Below are 21,385 nucleotides of genomic sequence, written 5' to 3' on the forward strand. Positions count from 1 at the left end.
TTTAACGTAAACTATGATGGATCTGGATCAACCTAGCGATTTCAGTTCCGATCAAATTTGGCATAGAATAAAAATTGTCGGCTGTAATCTGCAGAGAGTCAGTAAAGAGGTGCTCTGCAATGTAACGTGAGCCTAATCCTACACCTAGAATCACATAGTTTTTTTCTTGGTTTTTAAGTACAGCTTCTTTTAGCTTCCGATTTTCAAAGGAAGCAATTTCATTTTCAATCTTTTCCTTTGCTCTCTGTCCTCTAAAGTCAGAAAGCAGAACCAAAATCCTAGTTTGGGCATCTGGAGAAAAATAATTCTCACAATTTGACAGAAGTTGGTATTCAGGAACAGAATCTCCATGCCAATTCTTGCAAAGAAGACTAAAGATTTCTTCTTCTTTTGCAGAAGAATATTCTTCATCTGCTCGTTTCAAATTAAATAAATCAATTGTATCTTTCGAATTTTTGATATCGCAAAATGTAAAGACATTGGTTGAAATATCATGTCCTTCTAAAACATCAAGGCTAACTAGAAGTGCACTTAACATAGCAATCGAGTATTCAAAATTAAAAATCCTTCTACACTTGCTCAGTAAAAAAGTAACCTCAACGCCTTTGAGTTTCTCTTCATTTTTTTGGATGATAGTCTTATCAAATATTTTACTATCTCCTTTTCCACTTCTGTACGAAATGTATTTTCTTGCATCAACTCTTGAGCCCTCATTCTTGTACATTCTCTGTATATCCACTTCTGGATCAAATAGCTGTTCTAAATTGAGTTCTACTTCTTCTAATTCCTTTCCAAATACTTGTTTGAATTCATCCAAGCCGACTAATATTGAATAATCCCAAAGTAAGCGTCTTTTCTTCAGAAACTGTTTGTAGAGTTCTTCCGTGCGGTATCCCCAAGCGCCACCTCCGGCCCCAGGCTCCCCTTGCCCCATATTTCCTTGGGTGTCTTGTCCATACCAAGCGTCAGGTCCTTCCTTGGTTCTACCACCTGTCTCCGGTGTATCGATTTCAATACCGCGTTTTACTTCAGAACCTGAATTGAGTTTTTTTGCTTCGCCGGTGAGTGGATCCCTTTTGTGCATTTCGGGATCCCACCATTTTTTTTTCTCTAGGCTAGTTTCTACCGTAAAAGTTTTTTTTTTCTCTTCGATTTCTTCGAAGAGTTCTGAAACTAACTCGATTCCAGAGAGCATCCCTTCTAATAGTCGTTCTACTTCTGCTCTCTCTTTTGGATCGCTAATCTGGTTGGAATAATATATCTTTCCACCGCGGAGAGCGACAGACTTTACATCTTTTTCATTGTATCGATAGATATGATTTTTCCATTTGATTAGGTTTGAGAGGCCAAATCGATAAGCCTGCAAGTTTGCAGAACCAATGGTACGTTTCTCCGACAAATCTTTGATCTTTGTATGAAATTTCGCAATCGCTGATGGTAATACGCCAGAGGGAAGGTAAAAAGAGATAATCTCTTCAATGACCTTAGGATCTTCCAATTCCGGAAACAAAATTGGTGTAAAGCGATTTCGAAAGGCACGCGAGATGGTAGTCGTACTCTTAGAATTTCGAAATGTCTTCATTCCGAATACGATGGATGTATCTCGTAAAGAAATCGGAAGTGTTTCCCCAGCCTCAGGAGGAAGAGCTAAGGAACGCGCATCGTCAGTAAGCATATTCATTTTTTCTACGAGCTCTGCTCCTGCAGACTCCAAACCAGAAATCAAAATCACTCGCCCGGATCTTATAGCACGCGTTAAGGGACCATCCACCCAATTTACAGTTGATTCACCGTTTTCATGCAGAGGTTTGAGTGCACCTACCACATCGGATGTGTGCATCCCCTTCGACAACATGACAGACTCTACAGGAATGCCAGTAATCTCTGTGATGAGTGGAAGGAACTCCTGCGGGTCTTGGTCTTCTCTATATTCAATGAGGATGTTTTCTTTTGCTTGGATCGCTGTAAACACCTGGTCTAAAAAATGCAAAATAGGCTCTGGGCTAGGATACTCTGCAAATAGTTGCATCGTTTTCTTTTCTTCCCAGGTTGGAATTTCTTTATCATTCCAAAAGATTTTGGATCCTTGCACGTATCCTTTAGCCGGGAAGACTTTATAAGGGAGTCCAAACTCTGACTCAATTAAATCTTTTTGTAAGATTCTATCTTCCTTTTTACGGAAGGGTTCTTGGAAGAGGTGCATTGCTTCTCTTATTTGGATTGATTGCTCATTGCCACCAAACAAACGCAGTCGATTGCAATATTTTTGTAAAGTTCTTAAATTGAAATGGTATTTTTCTAAGTCCCCTTTTCCAATCTCGCCACGTTTGATGCGATTTTCTGATTCAAGAGTAACTTTGATGATTTTTCTCAATGCCTCCTCAGGCAATTCTACGTAAAGACGCTTAAGAATAAAAAACATCTCATCCGCAGAATATGGGTCTACATAAACAATAGCAAAGTGTTTGGTGATGTCATGAGGGAGTGGCTTTCTTCCTTCAAATCCTTCGCTTGGATTTTGAGTTCCCACAAACCAAAAGCCAGTCTTTGCAGCGATACGCTCTCCACTGCCTTCCAAAAGATCTAGGTATTGGTTTTCATAAACACTTGAAAATCGTTTGATGATATTGGGTGCACAGAGATTCATCTCATCCGCGACAAAACTCAAACCCTCTGACAGAGCCAAAGAAAGGGGCCCATTTGACCAAGTAAATCCCTTGCCGTCCAAGAGAATGCGATAGGAGCCAATTAGGTCTTCAGGTAAGGTATCTTCATTAAAACTGAACCGAAGTGTAGGATGGTTTCTTTTGGAATTGATATAGTAAATAAGAGCATTTTTCCCTACACCGGCATCCCCGACTAGAATGACCGGGATGCCTTCCAGCATTGGGTAGAGAATCTTTTGCAAGGTGGAAAGGACTGAGTCCGTTTCTACTAACTTAGAAGGAAACACCGGAAAAGAGGACTTGTTCGGAAGAACAGGAACTTTGACGGAAGCAATCGTTACAAATTCCATATTGCTTCAGCTTTTTGGGCTTTTCTATGCTGTAAACCAAATTCTATTGACCCAAATTCCCTCTAAAATTCAATTCAAAGTATGGAATTTGCAACTAGAATGAATGGGATGGATTCATCTCCGATCCGAAAGGCCTTTGAATTAGCTAGAACCATTGAAAATCCAATCAATTTGTCGATTGGACAACCACATTTCCCCTGCCCACCAAACATAATTGAGGCGATGAACCGAGCAGCAATCGATGGTAAAACAGCATATACACTGACTGCTGGCATACCGGAGTTAAAAGAGGCAATGGCTGAAAAATACCAGATCCAAAACGGAATCGAATATGCAAAACCAGATAGAATCCTTGTAACCTCTGGAATTTCCTCTGCTCTCTTTCTTCTGTTTAATGCTCTGGTAAATCCAGGTGACGACTGTTTAGTGGTTTCGCCTTACTTTTTAATGTATCCCTCCATGTTAAAATTTTATGGAGCAAATCTACTCACAGTTGATGAATCTTTTACATCAGAAGAGCTTTCTGTTTTTAGTTCCAAAAAATTGAAACTCATCATCTACTCAAATCCGTCAAACCCTACTGGCAAAGTACTTTCAAAAGAACAACTAAGAGGGCTAGCCAATCTTGCAGAAAAGACAGGTGCTTATCTTATAAGCGATGAGATCTATGAGTTGTTTGATTATGATAAACAATTCTATAGCATAGGAAAAGAATATGAAAAAACAATCACCTTAACGGGTTTTTCTAAAACTTACAACATGACTGGTTTACGATTGGCTACCATTTTAGCAGATGAAGTGGTTATTAAAACTTTGACTACATTACAACAATATACCGTAGTTTGCGCACCATCGATTACACAATGGGCGGGCATAGAGGCCTTAAAAACAGATATGAGTTCTTATATACAAGACTACCGAGAAAAAAGAGATTTTGTATATGATTCCTTAAAGGCTCATTACGAAATCCAAAAATCTGGTGGAGCTTTTTATTTCTTTTTTAAGGTCAAAGACACAGATGAAGAGTTCTTACAAAAAGCTGTCAAAAAGAAATTAATCCTTGTGCCAGGTTATATTTTTTCTCCTAGCAAACACCATATGCGGCTTTCTTTTGCTACAGATTGGGATAACTTAAAAAGAGGAATGAAGGCTCTTGTTGAACTAGCCAGTGAATAGATGACAGAATCTTTCTACTTACTTCTATTCTTCTTTGGTGCGTCCTTGGGTAGTTTTTATATCACGACCGCAGAACGTGTTCTTCTCTTTTTTTATGGAAGGAGGAGAAAAGAAGGCTCAACTCTAAATCGGTTTTTATTGCTCTTTACTGAACCAAGCCATTGCAATCATTGTGGCAAAACATTAAAATCATATTCCTTACTTCCCATCCTAGGTTATATCTTCCAAAAGGGGAAGTGCACCTTCTGCAAAAAGCAAATCTCTTGGCTTTATCCCACATCAGAACTGTTATTTGGACTAACAACTCCGCTTGCTTTTGCTCTAACAAACTCTATACTATTTACGATTTTTTTTCCCATTTTACTAGGACATCTGCTCATCTCTATTTATACCGATGCGAATTTTTTTTCTTTGGATTATGAGAACTTACCTTTCATCGCAATTGCTGGCATCTTATGTAATTACGGAATGACTGATACATGGCCAACCTCGGAGGACTTCTATGTTTTTCTGGGATTTTTGGTATTTTATCTCCTTCTCTACTTCCTAGTTAAGCAAGGTATGGGACTCGGTGATGTATTGTTTGCACCTTGCTTTGCATTTTTGGCTGGCCATCCATTCTGGTTATTTTTTCTAAACGCGGCTTATATGTTAGCTCTCGCAGTGACATTTATCACTCGGAAACGAGGAGAAACTCTCAAGAAAAAACCAATTCCGATGGGAGTTTATTTTTCAATAGCTCTCTTCTTTACATTTATTGCAAAAATACTATTCTACATTTATGGTTTGGACAACTTTGTGGAGGTGCCAGATGAATCGTGATTTAAAGGATATGAGAAAATCATATGAGAAGTATAGCTTACTCGAATCAGAAGCGAGTGCTGATCCGTTAGAATTATTTCATGCCTGGTTTGCACTTGCCGAGGAAGAAGGCATCGAGGAGCCAAATGCTATGTTTCTTGCTACAGTAGATACAGAGGGACAACCCTCAGGAAGAGTTGTTTTACTGAAAGAAATTCGAGAGGGTGGCTTTGTGTTTTTTACCAATTACCAGTCGCGGAAGGGAAAAGACATCCAACACAATCAAAAGGTAGCACTTACCTTTTTCTGGCACAGCCAAGAGAGACAAATCCGTATTGAAGGAACTGCTGGAAAAAAGGACGAAAGCTATGCCAGAAATTACTTTGCTAAAAGACCGCGCGTCTCACAATTGGGTGCATTAAGTTCAAAACAAAGTGAAGTTGTCCCGGACCGCACATTTTTGGAAACTGAGTTTGAACGACTCGAAACCCTTTACGAGGGTAAAGAAATACCGATGCCAGAAGATTGGGGTGCCTATATCGTTTATCCGCATCGTTTAGAGTTTTGGCAAGGTAGACAAGGACGGCTACATGACCGTCTCCTATACACAAAAAACAACGGCATCTGGGAAAGATGCCGCCTAAGTCCATAATCAGTGTAAATTTAAATTTAACATATGGCCTAGTTTACTTTTTTTTGTAAAAAGATACCGGGCATTGCCTTCTATCGGTTCGATTTCAATCGGAATCCTTTCCGTTACGTGCAGATCGTACCCTTCTAAGCCAACAATTTTACGCGGATTATTTGTGATAAGTTTCATTTGTTTCACACCTATATCACGTAAAATTTGCGCACCAATTCCGTAATCTCTTAAGTCTGGAGGAAAACCTAACTTTTCATTGGCTTCTACTGTATCGAGTCCAGATTCTTGCAAGGTATAGGCCTTTAATTTATTTATGATACCAATCCCACGGCCTTCTTGGCGCATGTACAAGAGAATTCCGGACCCTTCTTTTTCAATCATCTTGAGTGCACTGTGTAACTGTGATCCACAATCACATCTTTGCGAGAAAAACACATCACCAGTCAGACATTCGCTGTGAACACGTACCATCACTGCTTTCTCGGAAGCGATTTCTCCTTTGACGAGAGCTATGTGGATCTTATCATCTATCAAAGTAGAGTATGCCTTGATTTTGAAATTTCCATACTCAGTAGGAAGATTTGCTTCTGCTTCCAAACGGATCAGTTGCTCTTTTTTCTGTCGGTAGCGGATTAAATCTTCTATGGTATATATATTTAATTTATGAATTTCTGCGAATTTTTCTAAGTCTCCAAGCCGCGCCATTGTTCCGTCATTATTTAAAATTTCACAGATAACCCCACTCGGGTATAAACCTGCTAACTTTGCTAAGTCGACAGCGGCTTCGGTATGTCCAGCCCTTCGGAGCACACCTCCTGCTACAGCCTGCAAAGGAAACATATGTCCCGGGCGAGCCAGGTCTTGCGGGCTCGTCTTGGGATCTAAGAGAACTTGCACCGTACGTGCTCGGTCGTGTGCAGAGATCCCTGTGGTCGCACCTTCCTTAGCATCAACGGAAACTGTAAAGGCAGTACCGTGTTTATCTCCGACGCTAATGTCATCCACCATACGCCCGAGACCAAGCTCCGAGAGCCTTTGTCTTTCCATAGGAACACAAATCAAGCCACGGCCATAGGTTGCCATAAAATTGATTTTTTCGGCATCGGCGAATTGGGAGGCACAGAGCAAATCACCCTCGTTCTCACGGTCCTCAGAATCGACAAGAATGATCATCCTGCCTTTTTTGATTTCTTCGATGGCTTCTTCTATCGGACGAATCATTTTTTTCCCTCTATCTACTAAGACTGGAAACATGCATGGGATTAAAAGTAGAATCTCAAAGAAATTCATTGATTTTTAGAGAGGAATCTGTCTAATTTTCTAAAATCAAGAGGTAAAATGGAACTCAAGTTAAACACTGCCGGAAAGATAAAGACGATTGAAATCTCAGGGAAATTTGATATTGAGTCTACGGAAGAATTTGAGTCTATTTTTGCCAAAGTCATTGAGCCAAATCCTACGGTTGTGGCCATCGAGATGAGTCGTTTGGACTATATTGATTCCTCTGGCATTGGCTCTCTCATAAAGAGTTTAAATCTGCTGAAGAGCAAAAAGGGGAAATTGATTTTAGTTGGGATGAAACCAATGATCCAAAACGTGTTTAAGCTTGCGAAGTTGGATATGTTCTTTGAAATTATGAACCCAAGTGATTTCCAAACACGTTTTTCAGGAGATGACGACGACTCAGATATTGATGATCTACTTAGGAAAACGAAGTGACAAAAAGTTTTCTACATACTTCGCTAAAATATCCACCTCTATATTGACAAATTGTTTTTCTTGCCAAAAGCTAGCATTCGTTTTTTGTAATGTTTCCGGAATCAAAATGAGTTGGATTTGATTGTCTTTAACATCCACAACCGTTAAGCTTATGCCATCAATGGTCACACTTCCTTTTTTAACAAAATACTGAATTAAGTCTTTGGGTATCTCAATCCAATACTCTTCCACTTCATCGGATTCAATAATCTTTTTGGATGTGATCTGTCCCATACCATCTACATGGCCCTGTACCATATGTCCGCCGAAACGAAACCCTATGGACATCGCTCTCTCCAGATTTACAGTGCTTCCGAGATTGAGTCGAGAGAGATTGGTCAATTCTAAGGATTTAAATGAAGCATAAAATTGAAATAGATTCCCCTCTTCCTGGAACTCAGTTACGGTCATACAAGCTCCGTTTATGGAAATGCTATCTCCTTCCTTTATATCTGGATTTTCCCATTCAGTCGCAATAACAAATTGAATGCCAGAAGAGATCGGTTTGATCTCAATTACCTTTCCCAAAGTTTCTACAAGACCCGTAAACATAAACTATATCTCCCTTAATCTCCAAATGTCCTCTTGCACTTGGTATTCACTGACTTCTCGACCTGCCTCCATACCGGCAAAAACCTTTCCGCTTTCAAATTCTATTTTACCTTGTATGGTCAAAATGCAATCTCCTGGCATGAGGTTCTCATGAAAAAATTCCCAAACGAAAGAACCAGCCTCACATAACAAGGTATTGATACCTAATTCAGCAAGCCATTCTAAACAAACCGAGCCTTCTCTTCGTGAAAAATTTGGTATAGGAAACTCAGTTAACTCTGCCATTTGAGCATACTGTGGATGTAAATTTGCATCTTTCCCTAAAAATATAAAAATAACTTTTTGGGACGTATACTCCTCATTTAGACTTTTTTGTTTTCGCAAAAAAGAGTCTGAGAGTGTTTGGTTTTCGGAAATACAAAAAATCCGAAATGGTTGGTATTTCTTATGATTGGAGCTATGCTCTTGCAAGATCTCTTCTGAACAAAATTGAAACAAATCATCGAGTAAACCCCGACCGGCTGAAAAAAAACTGTCTTTTATTTCATAAAACATCTGCTTTGCGGGATAAGCAGATACACTTTCTTCTAACCTAAAGTTCAAACTAGGCTCATCCACACTAACGGTGTTCGGACCCACAAGAACGGCATCAAATTTTGCCCGTAGCATTTGAAGATACGGTCGACTTGCCTCGGAACTTATCGCCACCTGACGTGAATCAGTTGGGGCATAGTGGAAGGATGTTGTAAGGGCAGATTTAATCCAAATCCATGGCCTTTTCCTCTGGATGCGTTGGATGAAGCCAAACAAATAGGGATACGAAACTTTAGCCAATATTGGATTTAGTTTGGCTTGTATCCCAAGACTTTTATATGTATCCCAGTTTCCCGATTCAATGAGTGGATTCGGATCTTTCCAACCAATCCAAAGCTCCTTGGGCCGAGCTTCCAAAATTAGGTCTCGGCATGGAGGAGTTCTCCCAAAATGTGTACAAGGCTCTAAGCTAACAATTGCTATATGATCTCCGACATTCTGAGACCAATTTTCATAAGCCTCTCTTTCTGCATGGTTTTTGCCAGTGGTTTGTGTGTGTGCCTGAGAAAGAATCTCCCCATTTGGGTTTGCAAGGACACAGGCCACGGGTGGGTTTGGAGAACTCATACCCATGGCTAAAAACGAAAGTTTTCTAATTTGGAGGAGGATGTTTTTGAGGGCAGAACTCTCCACTTCTTTAGGCAGCGAGTTTTCTCTTTCTCCGAATCAGATCATAAATTTCTGAAATAGGCGCTGCGATGAAAATCGAGGAATAAGTTCCAACTACCACACCAAAAATTAAGATAATGGCAAAGTCATAAAGTTCCACAGCACCACCCACTAAAATTGCTACCACAGAAATCAGAGTCGTGAAGGAAGTATTGATTGTCCGACCTAATGTTTGTGAGATGGAAACATTGATAATATTCGAAAGGGATAGATTGTCCTTACCGTGGGAATTCTCTCGGATTCGATCAAAGACAACGATTTTATCATTGATTGAGTAGCCTAAAAGGGTTAATAGAGCGGCAATCATAGGAACCGATGGTTTGATTTGGAAAAAGCCAATCATCGCGAGAGTAAAGAGAATATCATGGATGAGGGCAATGGATGAGGCCAAAGCAAATTTAAATTGGGAGCGGTAGCTCAAATACAGAAGGATAATGGCCAAAGTTGTCAGCATTAAGGTTATCCCAGTTGAGGTTAACTCACCCCCAACAACAGCGCCCACTTGGTCGGCTGATAGAATATTCTTTTTCTCGAGTTGAAACTCTTTTCGAAGTAATATCACAAAACGATCAATAGAAGAAGTTCCCAACTCTCTTTCCGCTTGGGGGATCTTTGAGTAGAGATCTTCAATGATCGGGATGGAACCTAATCCGATATCCAATTGGTACATATTCTTTTCTTTTTCAAGTAGAATGATGACCGCTTCAATGTTAGACGATTTAAAGTAGCTCTCTAAATCAGAACGAGACTTGCCAGTAGGTAATTCTACAACTGTTCGCAAACCCCCATCGAAGTCCAAAGAGTGTGCAAAACCACCATGACGAACAAAGGTAAATACAAATCCTAGTAGGATTAGAAGGAACGAAAGTGTAATGGTGAAATATTTGTACTTTGTATAATTTAAATTAAACATGTTTAGCCACCGTTTTTCCAAAGAAGAAAGGTCTTAAGTTGATGCTTCGAATTTGTGTTCTGTTGACCAAAAGCTCCATGAACAATCGAGATAGAAATAAGGAAGTGAATAGAGTCGTAACAATCCCCCAACAAAGAGTGATTGCAAAGCCTTTGATCGGCCCATTTCCAAGACGTATCATCAATATACCTGCAATCAAAGTGGTAAGGTTTGAGTCCATGATGGTCCAAAATGCGTTCTCAAACCCTTGGGTGACGGCGATGCTCAGTGGCCTTCCTGCTTCAATCTCTTCTCTGATCCTTTCATAAATGATCACATTGGCATCAACAGCCATACCAACGGTCAGGATAACCCCTGCAAATCCAGGCAATGTTAATGTGAAATCCATTAAGGTAAGCAGTGCAGCCAAGATGATGATATTGGCAACAAGCGATATATCTGCCAAAAATCCAGCAAGGCGGTAGTAGAGGATCATATATAACATGACCAAAATGAACCCTATCACAACAGCTTTGACACCTACTTCTATGGATTCTATTCCAAGAGTCGGACCAATGAAACGCATTTCTAGTACAGAAAGAGGTATGGGTAGTGCTCCCTCTGAAATCACATTTGCAAGTCTTATGGCTTCATCTTGGGTAAAGCTACCGGAAATTTCTGCTCGGCCCCCAGCAATGGGGTCATTGATCACAGGATTGGAAACAACTTTATCCCCCCAAACAATCGCTAGGTTTCTCCCTCGATTTTCAGATGTTAGGTCAAAAAACTTTTCAGCACCGTTCGGACTCAAGGTAAAACTCACCATCCAACCATAACTGTTTGAGTTATAGGAAGGCTGTGCATTTGTCATGTCATTGCCCGAAAGAGAAATTTTTCTTTCAAGGACGACAAAACTTCTAGGCAATAAGGTAGATTTTGCAGATTCCCCTCTTCTCCAGTATGCGAACAATTTGTACTGTGGAGGGATATTGTATTTTCTTTCCAAAGACTCCAAAAATTCATCTTGCTGCTTTTTACTTGCTTTGTTTTTGACAAGCTCTTGGAATTTAAAAATTTCTGTTTCCTCTCGCTTTCCTTGGTCCATGAACCGTCTTTCATTCTCATCAATGCGAGAACGTAGTGCAAACGGACTTGGTTCTTCGATTCGGTATTCTACTGTTTCGGTATTTTGAAGGATTTCTAGGATTGCAGCAGAATTGGTAACTCCAGGTAGAGAAACTTCTATCGCGTCCTGCTCTTTTTGGATCCGAACTTGTGGCTCTGTTAGGTTTTGGCTGGTGAGACGATTGTCGATGATCATCTTTGCCTTTTCCAATTCTACCAATTTTCTCATAGGAGAAAGCTCAAAATTGGATTGGATTTCTTTCAATCGATCGGATGCTTTCTTTTTGTCTTCTTCACTTTTTTTGCCGTCAGCAAGTATCGCATTTTGATCTGCGATCTCTTTCGCATACAAATCTTTTAATTTTGAGGTGTAATCATCAAAATCACCTTTTAAAACGACTCGCATACCACCTTGTAAATCCAATCCTAATTTGATTGAGAGTGACTTTCCGCCTCGGATGAGATCTTCAATCAACGTAGGCTCAACTTTATTTTTTGATTCTAAAACCAATGATTGGTTCTCTTGAGAAATCTGATTGATCTTAGCTGATGTGATAAATCTTCCTTTGATTGTATAAAAAGGCTGATCAATACCTGGTAAACCTTGGTTTGGTGAAATGCTCCATTGACCGTTCGAATTGTAATCTTTTTGCCAACGAGAGAAAAAATCAGAGACAACTTTGTTCTGTTCTTCTAATGGAAGTGAATACACTTCTTTCTGGATCGCCAAGGACAGAGTTCTCTCAGCAAAGTTGGGATACAAAATCGTTAGCGCAATGCCAATGATGAAGAAAGGGATCAGTAGTAAACTGTACGAACGCAAATCAATGCTCCTGAATCTATTTATCGTCTATAAGAACGACTGCTCGAACTTGGCCTTGCCATTCGCAATCGGTAGAATGCGAATAGAATGATGATTCCCAAGATCAACATCGCTTTTTTATATTTATCAAAAAAATCTTTAAAACTGAACAAGGACTTGGAAGGGGAACCCGCGTTTCCTGCAGAGGAATCTACAGTTGATTTGATTGTCTCGGCTTCTTTTCCGTAGGTAACTTCTTTACCAAAACCTGGCAATCCCTCGGGCTCTATTTGGATTTTCGGATTGATCCATTTGCCTTGCATCACAACTTCCTCTTCCTTTTTGGTCTCCTCGACCTTGGGGAGAATAGGTTTGGAATCGCTTGGAACAAGGTTACTCCCGTTATCAACTAATGCCGTGTTCGGAAGAGTTTGGTTCTCTTTGTTTTTCTTCTTCTTTTTCTTTTTGGAAGTAGAACTCACGGATTTTTTGTCTTTTGATTGGACTTGATTTGTCTGTATTGTTTCCTCTTTGGACTTTGTGACAGTCTTTGGTTTATCGTTCACTTTGTCCAAAAAATCCAAATTATCCTGTGAGTATACTTCCCCTACAAAGAAAAGGATAAGGAGAAGTGAGAGCCAAGTTTGTTTCATTTTTTACGTTTTCTTTTTTAAGATGGCGCTTGTTTCAAATGTAACATTTGTATTTGCGCTAACACTCAAAACTACAGTTTCGTTGTTGTCTTTGAACTCTACCACCTTACCGTGCAATCCACTATTGGTAATGACAGTATCACCCTTTTGTAAGTTTGCGATCATTTCCTTTCTCTTTTTGTCTTCTCTTTTGTTGGGTAGGATGACTAAAAAATACATTGCCACTAGCATAATGGGAATGATCAAAAGAGATTGAATCGACGAGCGACCTGCATCGGCGCCCGCTTCCTGTAGTAGGAGAATGAGGGGATTTGAAACTTCTAACATAGTTACCATACTTATCTATTTATCCAAGGATGAAACGGCTCAGCTTAAATTCAATGTTTCCCTGACAAATTTGAGAACTTTTTTCTCTAAAAGTGTTGATTTGGCCAAAGTATAGCCTTCAGAGATGCTTTTGGACTTGCCGGCAAGAAAAAGGGCGGCACCAGCATTCAAAGCCACCATATCAGAACCAGAAGTGTTCTTTCCTTGGAGCACATCCAAAAAGAGTGCCTGGGAGGCTTCTTTGGTATTCTGGAATACTTCCTCAGGTCGAAGGGGTGATAGTCCTTTCAGTTCTTTTGGGTCAAAGAGAGCCTTCTCCCATTTCCCGTCCTCCAAATGGATATAGTCCGTGGGAGAAAATATAGAAAATTCATCCAGACCATCACGCGAATGGCAAACGATGGCCTTTCGTGTTTGGAGCTTGTGTAATACCCCAGCGACTAAGGGAAGGAGGCCCACATCATAAACACCAATGACCTGCATCTTCGGACGGAAAGGATTGGAGAGAGGTCCGATCAAATTAAAAAATGTGCGGATCCCCAATTCCTTTCTCACAGGAGCCGCATATTTCATTGCAGGGTGCCAATTGGGTGCAAAGAGAAAGACAAATTGGTGCTTTAAGAAGTAGGCCACGGTGTCGGTATGGCTCATTTGCAGGGGATAGCCCAGAGACTCTAATACATCAGAGGAACCCGAAAGAGATGAGACCGAACGATTTCCATGTTTGGCAACAGGTAAACCTAAGGAGGCCAATACAAAAGCAGAAAGGGTGGATACGTTTAGTGAACCTTTTCCATCACCTCCGGTACCGCAGGTATCTATGAAATCAAAGTCAAACGTTTCCTTAACGGCAACTGCGTGATTTCGCATCGCTTCGACGAAGCCCGTGATCTCATCTTCCTTTTCTCCTTTGATTTTCAAAGCTGTTAGAAAAGAGGAGAGAAGTATTTCGGAAACATGGCCTTTCATCACTTCATCTAAAAAGCTATGTGCCTCTTCACGCGAGAGATCTTTGCCAGCAATCACTGACTCGAGGAGTGGTTTAAGATTGGATGCGGTCATAAAAAATCCGTTTTAAGTTTCGATACGAGAGCAAGGAATAATTTGTAACAAGATAACGAAGGCCAGAGAAGACAGTAATGATAGTTGTAAGCAACATACCAAAATAAGGAACAAAAGCCGCCGCTAGTGTAATCAAATCATTTGTTTCTGGTAGATCATCTCTTTGGATAGTGGCAAAGAAACTTTTAGCATTCTCACTTGCGATTTGAAATGTAGAAAGACCAGCTGTTTTTCCAAGAGTATACATTTCATTGATGAGATTTTTTCTGTTTCCAGAAACTAACATAAAGATAACAAGAATTAAGAGAATAGCTCCCATCTGAAAGGCTGTTTTCACCTTTCCCATCATGGTTGTACGTAAACTTGATCCTGATCTAACGGCAATATAGCGTAAAAAAGTAATCAGCATGTCTCTACCAACAATCAATACGACCATCCAAACTTCGATCGGTTCATGGATGAATAGAAAAGCAATGAAACATCCAATGACCAAGAATTTGTCAGCTAAAGGATCTAAAAATTTTCCGAATTCTGTTTGTTGGTTCCATTTGCGTGCAAGGTATCCATCAATTAAATCAGTAAGAGACGCAAGAGCAAACAATACAAAGGCAAAAATCTGGTATTCGATTTCTTTTTGAAAGAGAGAATACACAAAGAAAGGGAGGGCGAGGACGCGTAGTACGGTTAAGAAATTGGGAAAATTGGCAATGGTTTTCCAATCCTCCATTTATGATACCCAAGTTCCGCTCATATCGAATTCAAAGAAGCTATCGATTTGCACCTTCCCAAACTGTCCAACTTTTAAGGACTGGTCTTCGACAAACACGACTTCATCGATCTCGGGTGCATCTTGGAATCGTCTAACCGTTGCCCCCTCTTCTGTAACATCATCCACGATTGCCTCATATACCTTACCAATACGCTGTTGGTGGATGTCTTTTAAAACTTCTAGGTAAGCTTCTCGCACGAGATTCACACGTTTAGAGATCTCTTTGTCTTTTATTTGTCCAGGTAAATCAAACCCTTTTGTTCCCTCTTGCGGTGAGTATGGAAATAAATTTACCTTCTCAGGCTTTACATCTTGGATGAACCGAATGATTTCTTCGACATCAGCAGTGGTTTCCCCAGGAAATCCTAAGATAAAGGAAGTTCGGATCTCTAAGCCTGGTTTGAGAGCACGTGCCTTTTCATATAGATGTTTAAAATAGGAATAATCTCCCGACCTGTTCATAGACTTTAAAACTGAGCTTGAGACATGCTGCAATGGAGATTCCAAGTACGGCGCAATATTGGGCAGTTCTGCATAGAGATCCAATAGTCTCTCCGTTTTTTTGTCGGGGTAAAGATACAATAGCCGTAACAAGCTTAGGTCCTGGATACTTGCTACAGAACGTACAAGGTCTAGGAGACGATCTGTATCCTTTCCATAGAAAACTGTATCCTGAGAAACCAAACATATCTCTTTGGCACCAGCTCGTATGGCTTTTTTTGTCTCTTGGATAACGTCAGATGCCTCCGCATCCCGGTATCTGCCCCGTAAGTTCGGGATGATACAAAAGCTACATCCACGGTTGCAACCATCCGAAATTTTTACATAGGAATATGGTTTGGAATAGTTTTCGATTTGGGTGGAGATCTGTAACCTCTCGATCAAATCCTCATTGAACTCCTTGGCATCTTGGAAATCAAGTGGGAAGGCTTTTCGTAGGATGGCTCCCGCTTGCTCGTATTTCCCGGTGCCAAAATGAAGGTCAACCTCTGGCAGGTCCTCGGAAATTTCTTTGCCTGCTCGTTCTGCAAAGCAGCCAACGACAACTAACTTTTGTTTTCTTTTTTTTTTGACATCGATTGAATCCAAAATTGTCTGGATGGTTTCTTTCGTTGCCTCTTGGATGAATGTACAGGTATTTACTAAATGAAAATCACTCGCCTCAGGACCGTTTGCTGGGAGAAGGCCTTCCTTCAAAAGGGATTGGTGCATACTCATGGAGTCCACTGTGTTTTTGGGACAACCAAGAGTAGTGATATAAAACGATTTGGGAAGTGGTGCTGATTCGGATTTGGGCATTACTCACCTAACTCACCAATGATGGACTGAGTGGAGTCATATGGGTTTTGTTTTCTTACAAAGATCTTCTTTACAAGTTTACCTGGTTTTCCCAGCACGGCACGCTCTTTGCCATTTTGCACCATCTCAACGGCACCACCATCTCCTACTTTCATTTCCAGACGGTCTCGTGCTTCCAAATGTTTCACCTCGCCTGCCGAAACTAGACCTCGTTCACCCATTTGGCCATCGATGACAAACTCAACATAACTTGGCTTGGAAAAGAATAAAGTAACTTGTATGGGAACATCACCAACTGGTTTCGAAACCACACCTTCTCTTTCTTCACGTAAGGTAACCAAAACCTTGGCTGATTTTTCTGTAACTGCTTGGGTCACAACACGGATATCACGTCGCAGGGAAGAAAGTTCTTGGATTCTGTATGAGAGTAATGTCTCTTCTCCCTCAGCCGTCTGAAAAAAATATACATTCTTTTCGGGGAAGATATTAAAACCTATGTTAGCCTTGCCATTCTGCACACCTCGCACAAACATCTTACATTGTTGGTTGTTTACGCTAAAGGACACCCCTCTGTCTTCAGTTAAGATAAACGGAACCGAAGCATTTTCAGGAACACTCTGGGATACAAAATTGATACCAGATGGGATTTCAGTTGAGGATGTATCTTCTGTTTCTGTAACGTTTGCAGTCTCATCTTCAAGGGAGGCACCAGAATCTTCAAAACTAATGTACAAAATATATGCTGCAACGGCTACCAAAGCGATAGAAAGCATTGTCACAAAACGATTGCGATCTAAGGAAAAACTAGACATGGTCGGTTTTGTTAATTCTTCTAAAGGAGCTTGGGATTCTTCAATTTGCTCACCACGATAGAGATTGAGTAACATGGCTGTGTCGAGTTTCAGATAACTGGCATAATTTTTCAAAAATCCTAGGGCAAACGTTTCCGCTGGGAATTGTGAGTAATCCTCTGTCTCTAAAGCTATGATATATTTTGCCGCGATATTGGTTTCTTTTGCGACATCCTTGACAGAGAGTTTTCTCTCCTCTCTAGATTCTTTTAAAATTTGACCGACTCGTTTTGTATTCAAAATAATCCCTCGTAAAACCCTTAGTTTTCTGACACCAAAGGGTTGTTTACAATCTTTGCATTTCCACTCATGTGAAAATTGAACACCCCATCCTGTATGTCCTCTTGAAAATTAATATTGCTAAAAGATATGGTCGTTTCTTTTCCACGGCCATCGGTTGCCACGGCTCTGCGTATCAAATAGGATTCGGAATCGACAAAGAGCTTCATTTTTTCAAAACCACCTATCTTCTCTCTTTGGTCAAGTTCCAAGACAAAGTATTTGGTTGGGTCTTTATCAATGACAAGCCTAGGTTGCTCGATAGCATCAAACTTATAATGGTACTTTCTAAATAAACGGGACAAACCGTCCGCACTATTGGCACTGAAAATAGGACCAGAAGAATTCTTTTTGTCGAGAGTTAGGTCTTGTTTTCCAACGGCCCCTAACCGTTTGATAAAAATATAAAGAGTCTTCCCATCGGAGACAATCTCGTCGCCATCAGGTTCTGAAAAATCATACCGAATCTTTCCTGGTCTTTTGTACAAACACTTCCCTTTCATGAACTTTTCTTTTTTGTTCTCAATGGTTCTGATCTGAAATTCAGCCGAATAACTTTCGATTTTGGAGAATTTGTTTTTAATCTTCTTCACAACTTCAGAGGGCGAATGCCAGTTGTGGGCAGGGTTCGTTTGCGAAAAAATGGAAACGGACCAGCCAAAAAAGAAAAACAAAAGAAGGAAGCGCAACTTCATAGTTTCACAGTTTTTTTTCCCAAGCCTACTTTGTCTATGATTTACGCTGACCGTAAGATTTCGCGAGGTTTTGCGCCAATTTGAGGCGAGACGTAGCCCCTTGCTTCCATCAGTTCCATAAGGCGAGCCGCTTTGTTGTAGCCTATCCTCATGCGCCTCTGGAGATAACTGGCACTTGCTTTTTTTTCTGTGAGCACAATGTTCCAAGCTTCCTGAAAAAGGTCCTCGTCCTCCGATTCTATTTCTTCTGCGCTTCCTTCGTCCTCCCAATCGATTTCGATATAAGCAGGAGAGCCTTGTTTCTTTGCCTCTTCCACAATGGCTTCTATTTCTTTTTCTTCGACAAAAGGAGCTTGGATACGAATCAAATCGCTATCCTCTGGGGAACGGTAGAGAAAATCCCCTTTTCCCAGAAGTGATTCTGCCCCATTGGAATCCAGGATTGTACGTGAGTCTGTCTTTTGGGCAACCTTAAATGCAACTCTTGCGGGGCAGTTCGCTTTGATAAGACCAGTGATGACGTCAACGGAAGGCCTTTGGGTCGCCATCACCAAATGGATGCCCACAGCTCTCGATTTTTGGGAAATCCTTTGGATCTTTTCTTCCAATTCCTTTCCTGAGACCATCATGAGGTCTGCTAACTCATCGATGAAGATTACGATATAGGGAAATTTTTGGTAGCCTTGGGCATGGGCAAACTGTTCTACCTTTTCATTGTAACTCTTAAAGTCTCTACTTTTAAGTTTGGATACAATTTGGTATCTAGATTCCATTTCGTCAATGGCCCAAGCCAAAGCCTTACTTGCCTTTCTTGGATCTGTGATCACGGGCACGAGTAAGTGGGGGATGTCTTCATACAAAGTCATCTCCACCATCTTAGGGTCGATCATGATAAACCGTACTTCTTCGGGTGACCGAGTGCAGATCAGACTTGTGATCATTGCATTTAAACTGACGGATTTTCCTGAACCAGTTGTCCCTGCGACAAGTAAGTGTGGCAATTTTGCTAAATCTATATTTACAATTTTTCCAGAGATATCCTTTCCTATGGAAATGCTCAATCCTTTCGCTTTATTGCTTTGTAATGCTTCCGCTTTTAGGATTTCAGAGAGATACACATCTTCTCGGATTTGGTTAGGTACTTCGATTCCGATTGTGGATTTTCCTGGGATTGGAGCAACGATCCTTACATTTGTGACTTCTAAATGGCCTCGGATTTCATCGACTAAGGTTGTCACCTTACTCAGCTTAACACCATAGGGTATCGTTAACTCATAGCGTGTGATGATGGGACCTCTTTCTTTCGATATGACTTTTACCTCAATGCCAAAATGCCCAAGGATCTCTTCTATTTTTTTGACAACGGTCTCCACTTCTGATTCGTTCCGAGAGGTATGCAAAAGACTTGGTTTATGATCGAGAAGAAGCTTTGAGGAAATATAATATCTGCCCTTTTTCAACCGTACAGAAGGTACCATGGATCCAAAAGGAAATTCCTCTTCACGTGGAACTTCCTTTGTCTTTTTCTTTTTTTCTTCCATCATATATACGTTACTTGGCGGAAGTATTTCTGTTTCAGCAACTGGTATCGTTTCGATACTGAGGGGTTCTTCTACATCTGCATGATCCACTTCTATTTCGGACTCTTCTACAGAGTCTTCTTCATGTTCCGTATCCGGAGCCTCGGAGGCTTCTTTGGCTTCCAGATCCAAGTCCAAAAGCTCTTCCTCCTCCTCCCACTCCTCTTCGGAAATCATCGGTTCCTCTTCATCTAGGATCAAATCCTCTTCTTCCCAATCACCACCCTCTCTTTCATACAATTCTAAATCGGAAAAATCGACAATGGGAGTTTTTTTCTTGAGAGAGGTAAGATCAGAAACTGGTGTTAGTGGAAGTTTCCAGCTAGAATCTTCAACTCTTTGCTCTACCTCTTCTTTTCTCTCCTCCCTTAGGTCTACAAAACGATACAAAGGAGCCGAGAATGGACTTGTTTGTGAGATGGTATTTCTTTCTTTCCGATTTGCATCCATACGATAGACAAATCCAGTTTCTTCAAAAAATCCATCATAGAGATTGGCATTTTTGTATTGGATGTTGTTTTTTTTTCGCTCTACCTTAGGAAGGGTAAGGACAGGGGCTTCGGGGGCCTCTTCTGCAATCACTTTCTTTTCAAACCAACCTTTCTCTGAAGATGTTTCGAAACGAAGGGGAGACTCTAGTCCCGAATGTACTCCTACATTCGAAGGCCGAGGTAAGAGATCAGAAAGAAACTTAGGAATCCGCAAATGGGAGAGGTCCCGCTTTGCACCAAAGACTCCCAACAATCCTTGGGAAAGTCCATTGAGTTTTTGAACGGTAAAGCCCCAAGCACTATCTTCTAACCAAACAATTGCGGAATAGATGTACAAAAAGAATACGACAATGATCCTACCTGTCTCGCCAAATAGATACTGCAAAAGCCAGGAAAAAAACATCCCGATGATACCGCCACCATCGCCTAACTTACCCATGGGAGTTTCCAAAATTTGTAAAGAAACAGAACTTGCGACTAGAAGCAGAGGAAAGTAAAGTGCCTTGCCCAGGCGATCAAAATCAGGGTTCTTAAAGGAGATGACACCAAGAACCAAAGCAAATCCTGCTAGGAAAAAGGCAGCCTTACCAAAGAGATAGAGCAAGGTAAAGGACACATAGTAGCCTATCCTTCCAAACCAATTGGCTAAGGATCCATCGTCTCCCTCCGTGAATGAGAACAAGGAGAGAAGTAAAAATACACCAAAGAAAACAAAGGCGTATGGGCTTAAATCTTGTCTGAATGCGTGCCAGGTCGGTATGGATCTTTCTTTTTCCATACTCAAGATATCGGCCGTTTCGGGACATAGACTGGTAAAAAAACCAGTCTTTCTTACTTAGGAAAAGGAAAGGATTATCCTTTGAAATTTGTAAAGCTTGCGTCGAAAGGAAAATCAGCGTCGCGGATGAGCTTCATAACCGCCTGTAAATCATCCTTTTTCTTTCCAACAACACGAACGGAATCGCCTTGGATGGACACTTGTACTTTCATTTTGGAGTCTTTGATGAGAGTGGTAATCTTTTTGGTTTGGTCGGGTCCCAATCCGTTTTGGATTTTTACCTTTTGTCGGACAGTCTGCCCCGTTGCCGGTTCCACTTTTGAATCGAAATCAAAGGCCCGAAGCCCTATCCCTCGTTTTGCCATCTTGGTCGTCAATACATCGATGACTTGCTTCAGTTTGATTTCGTTTTCGGAGGTGAGGGTCAACTCGTCATCTTTCAGTTTGATGTCCGACTGGCTTCCTTTGAAGTCAAAACGAGTGCTTATTTCCGTTAGAGCTTGCGAGATTGCATTTTGCAGCTCTGGCCTATCGACTTTTGAAATGATATCAAATGATGGATCTTGTGCCATG

At 40.8% G+C, this 21,385-nt stretch carries 19 protein-coding genes; 4 read left to right on the forward strand and 15 right to left on the reverse strand.

Annotated features, from left to right (window positions below):
* Position 1: 1 nt before the first annotated feature.
* Complete coding sequence (locus tag DI060_RS05190; RefSeq protein ID WP_108974462.1) at positions 2 to 3,016, reverse strand: AAA family ATPase; 3,015 nt, start codon at positions 3,014 to 3,016, stop codon at positions 2 to 4.
* Positions 3,017 to 3,097: 81 nt separating this feature from the next.
* On the opposite strand from DI060_RS05190, the gene DI060_RS05195 reads away from it, so the two are divergent.
* Genes DI060_RS05195 through pdxH form a run of 3 tightly spaced genes read left to right on the forward strand, consistent with a single transcriptional unit; the run spans position 3,098 to position 5,645 of the window.
* Positions 3,098 to 4,192, forward strand: coding sequence for a pyridoxal phosphate-dependent aminotransferase (locus tag DI060_RS05195; RefSeq protein WP_209451987.1), 1,095 nt, complete (start codon positions 3,098 to 3,100; stop codon positions 4,190 to 4,192).
* Complete coding sequence (locus DI060_RS05200; RefSeq protein ID WP_108974466.1) at positions 4,193 to 5,014, forward strand: prepilin peptidase; 822 nt, start codon at positions 4,193 to 4,195, stop codon at positions 5,012 to 5,014. It abuts the gene before it with no gap.
* The gene (gene pdxH / locus DI060_RS05205) at positions 5,004 to 5,645 is read left to right on the forward strand and encodes a pyridoxamine 5'-phosphate oxidase (protein WP_209451988.1); all 642 of its coding nucleotides are present in this window, start codon (positions 5,004 to 5,006) and stop codon (positions 5,643 to 5,645) included. Before DI060_RS05200 ends, pdxH begins: the two co-directional genes overlap by 11 nt.
* Here pdxH and DI060_RS05210 read toward each other — a convergent pair whose 3' ends face one another.
* Complete coding sequence (locus DI060_RS05210) at positions 5,646 to 6,857, reverse strand: bifunctional 3,4-dihydroxy-2-butanone-4-phosphate synthase/GTP cyclohydrolase II (protein ID WP_108975638.1); 1,212 nt, start codon at positions 6,855 to 6,857, stop codon at positions 5,646 to 5,648. It lies immediately after the preceding gene.
* A gap of 117 nt (positions 6,858 to 6,974) precedes the next feature.
* On the opposite strand from DI060_RS05210, the gene DI060_RS05215 reads away from it, so the two are divergent.
* Complete coding sequence (locus tag DI060_RS05215) at positions 6,975 to 7,355, forward strand: STAS domain-containing protein (RefSeq protein WP_108974468.1); 381 nt, start codon at positions 6,975 to 6,977, stop codon at positions 7,353 to 7,355.
* Here the strand turns inward: DI060_RS05215 and DI060_RS05220 are convergent.
* From DI060_RS05220 to DI060_RS05280, 13 genes are all read right to left on the reverse strand, one after another.
* Positions 7,335 to 7,946, reverse strand: coding sequence for a riboflavin synthase (locus tag DI060_RS05220; protein ID WP_108974470.1), 612 nt, complete (start codon positions 7,944 to 7,946; stop codon positions 7,335 to 7,337). The genes DI060_RS05215 and DI060_RS05220 overlap by 21 nt on opposite strands.
* A gap of 3 nt (positions 7,947 to 7,949) precedes the next feature.
* Entirely contained in the window at positions 7,950 to 9,107 is a 1,158-nt protein-coding gene (locus DI060_RS05225) for a bifunctional diaminohydroxyphosphoribosylaminopyrimidine deaminase/5-amino-6-(5-phosphoribosylamino)uracil reductase (protein ID WP_167836926.1), read from the reverse strand.
* A 70-nt stretch (positions 9,108 to 9,177) separates the two neighbouring features.
* On the reverse strand, positions 9,178 to 10,122 hold the full coding sequence (gene secF / locus DI060_RS05230) for a protein translocase subunit SecF (protein WP_108974474.1): 945 nt from the start codon (positions 10,120 to 10,122) through the stop codon (positions 9,178 to 9,180).
* Positions 10,115 to 12,049 (reverse strand): protein translocase subunit SecD, encoded by a 1,935-nt coding sequence (gene secD / locus DI060_RS05235; RefSeq protein WP_108974476.1) that lies wholly within the window; start codon positions 12,047 to 12,049, stop codon positions 10,115 to 10,117. Before secD ends, secF begins: the two co-directional genes overlap by 8 nt.
* Before the next feature lie 20 nt (positions 12,050 to 12,069).
* Positions 12,070 to 12,681 (reverse strand): SRP-less Sec system protein, encoded by a 612-nt coding sequence (locus DI060_RS05240; RefSeq protein ID WP_108974478.1) that lies wholly within the window; start codon positions 12,679 to 12,681, stop codon positions 12,070 to 12,072.
* A gap of 3 nt (positions 12,682 to 12,684) precedes the next feature.
* Positions 12,685 to 13,008 (reverse strand): preprotein translocase subunit YajC, encoded by a 324-nt coding sequence (gene yajC / locus DI060_RS05245; RefSeq protein WP_209451989.1) that lies wholly within the window; start codon positions 13,006 to 13,008, stop codon positions 12,685 to 12,687.
* Between the two features lie 39 nt (positions 13,009 to 13,047).
* Entirely contained in the window at positions 13,048 to 14,070 is a 1,023-nt protein-coding gene (gene trpD, locus DI060_RS05250) for an anthranilate phosphoribosyltransferase (protein ID WP_108974482.1), read from the reverse strand.
* Complete coding sequence (gene pgsA / locus DI060_RS05255; RefSeq protein WP_108974484.1) at positions 14,051 to 14,797, reverse strand: CDP-diacylglycerol--glycerol-3-phosphate 3-phosphatidyltransferase; 747 nt, start codon at positions 14,795 to 14,797, stop codon at positions 14,051 to 14,053. The genes trpD and pgsA overlap by 20 nt, the downstream gene beginning before the upstream one ends.
* Positions 14,798 to 16,138: a 30S ribosomal protein S12 methylthiotransferase RimO gene (rimO, locus tag DI060_RS05260; RefSeq protein ID WP_108974486.1), complete on the reverse strand. Its 1,341-nt coding sequence runs from the start codon at positions 16,136 to 16,138 to the stop codon at positions 14,798 to 14,800. It abuts the gene before it with no gap.
* Positions 16,138 to 17,229: a helix-turn-helix domain-containing protein gene (locus DI060_RS05265; RefSeq protein WP_108974488.1), complete on the reverse strand. Its 1,092-nt coding sequence runs from the start codon at positions 17,227 to 17,229 to the stop codon at positions 16,138 to 16,140. The genes rimO and DI060_RS05265 overlap by 1 nt, the downstream gene beginning before the upstream one ends.
* Positions 17,230 to 17,249: 20 nt before the next feature.
* Complete coding sequence (locus DI060_RS05270) at positions 17,250 to 17,963, reverse strand: LolA family protein (protein ID WP_108974490.1); 714 nt, start codon at positions 17,961 to 17,963, stop codon at positions 17,250 to 17,252.
* Positions 17,964 to 18,004: 41 nt separating this feature from the next.
* Entirely contained in the window at positions 18,005 to 20,812 is a 2,808-nt protein-coding gene (locus DI060_RS05275; protein WP_108974492.1) for a DNA translocase FtsK, read from the reverse strand.
* Between the two features lie 74 nt (positions 20,813 to 20,886).
* On the reverse strand, positions 20,887 to 21,384 hold the full coding sequence (locus tag DI060_RS05280) for a YajQ family cyclic di-GMP-binding protein (RefSeq protein ID WP_108974494.1): 498 nt from the start codon (positions 21,382 to 21,384) through the stop codon (positions 20,887 to 20,889).
* Position 21,385 lies beyond the last annotated feature (1 nt).

The sequence above is a fragment of the Leptospira ryugenii genome, assembly GCF_003114855.1.
In the GTDB taxonomy this organism is placed as follows: domain Bacteria; phylum Spirochaetota; class Leptospiria; order Leptospirales; family Leptospiraceae; genus Leptospira_A; species Leptospira_A ryugenii.

Coding starts and splice junctions, on each gene's coding strand:
- DI060_RS05190 (WP_108974462.1), bottom strand. CDS start 3,016: ATGGAATTTGTAACGATTGCTTCCGTCAAAGTTCCTGTTCTTCCGAAC.
- DI060_RS05195 (WP_209451987.1), top strand. CDS start 3,098: ATGGAATTTGCAACTAGAATGAATGGGATGGATTCATCTCCGATCCGA.
- DI060_RS05200 (WP_108974466.1), top strand. CDS start 4,193: ATGACAGAATCTTTCTACTTACTTCTATTCTTCTTTGGTGCGTCCTTG.
- pdxH (WP_209451988.1), top strand. CDS start 5,004: ATGAATCGTGATTTAAAGGATATGAGAAAATCATATGAGAAGTATAGC.
- DI060_RS05210 (WP_108975638.1), bottom strand. CDS start 6,857: ATGATTCGTCCGATAGAAGAAGCCATCGAAGAAATCAAAAAAGGCAGG.
- DI060_RS05215 (WP_108974468.1), top strand. CDS start 6,975: ATGGAACTCAAGTTAAACACTGCCGGAAAGATAAAGACGATTGAAATC.
- DI060_RS05220 (WP_108974470.1), bottom strand. CDS start 7,946: ATGTTTACGGGTCTTGTAGAAACTTTGGGAAAGGTAATTGAGATCAAA.
- DI060_RS05225 (WP_167836926.1), bottom strand. CDS start 9,107: ATGAGTTCTCCAAACCCACCCGTGGCCTGTGTCCTTGCAAACCCAAAT.
- secF (WP_108974474.1), bottom strand. CDS start 10,122: ATGTTTAATTTAAATTATACAAAGTACAAATATTTCACCATTACACTT.
- DI060_RS05240 (WP_108974478.1), bottom strand. CDS start 12,681: ATGAAACAAACTTGGCTCTCACTTCTCCTTATCCTTTTCTTTGTAGGG.
- yajC (WP_209451989.1), bottom strand. CDS start 13,008: ATGTTAGAAGTTTCAAATCCCCTCATTCTCCTACTACAGGAAGCGGGC.
- trpD (WP_108974482.1), bottom strand. CDS start 14,070: ATGACCGCATCCAATCTTAAACCACTCCTCGAGTCAGTGATTGCTGGC.
- pgsA (WP_108974484.1), bottom strand. CDS start 14,797: ATGGAGGATTGGAAAACCATTGCCAATTTTCCCAATTTCTTAACCGTA.
- rimO (WP_108974486.1), bottom strand. CDS start 16,138: ATGCCCAAATCCGAATCAGCACCACTTCCCAAATCGTTTTATATCACT.
- DI060_RS05270 (WP_108974490.1), bottom strand. CDS start 17,963: ATGAAGTTGCGCTTCCTTCTTTTGTTTTTCTTTTTTGGCTGGTCCGTT.
- DI060_RS05275 (WP_108974492.1), bottom strand. CDS start 20,812: ATGGAAAAAGAAAGATCCATACCGACCTGGCACGCATTCAGACAAGAT.
- DI060_RS05280 (WP_108974494.1), bottom strand. CDS start 21,384: ATGGCACAAGATCCATCATTTGATATCATTTCAAAAGTCGATAGGCCA.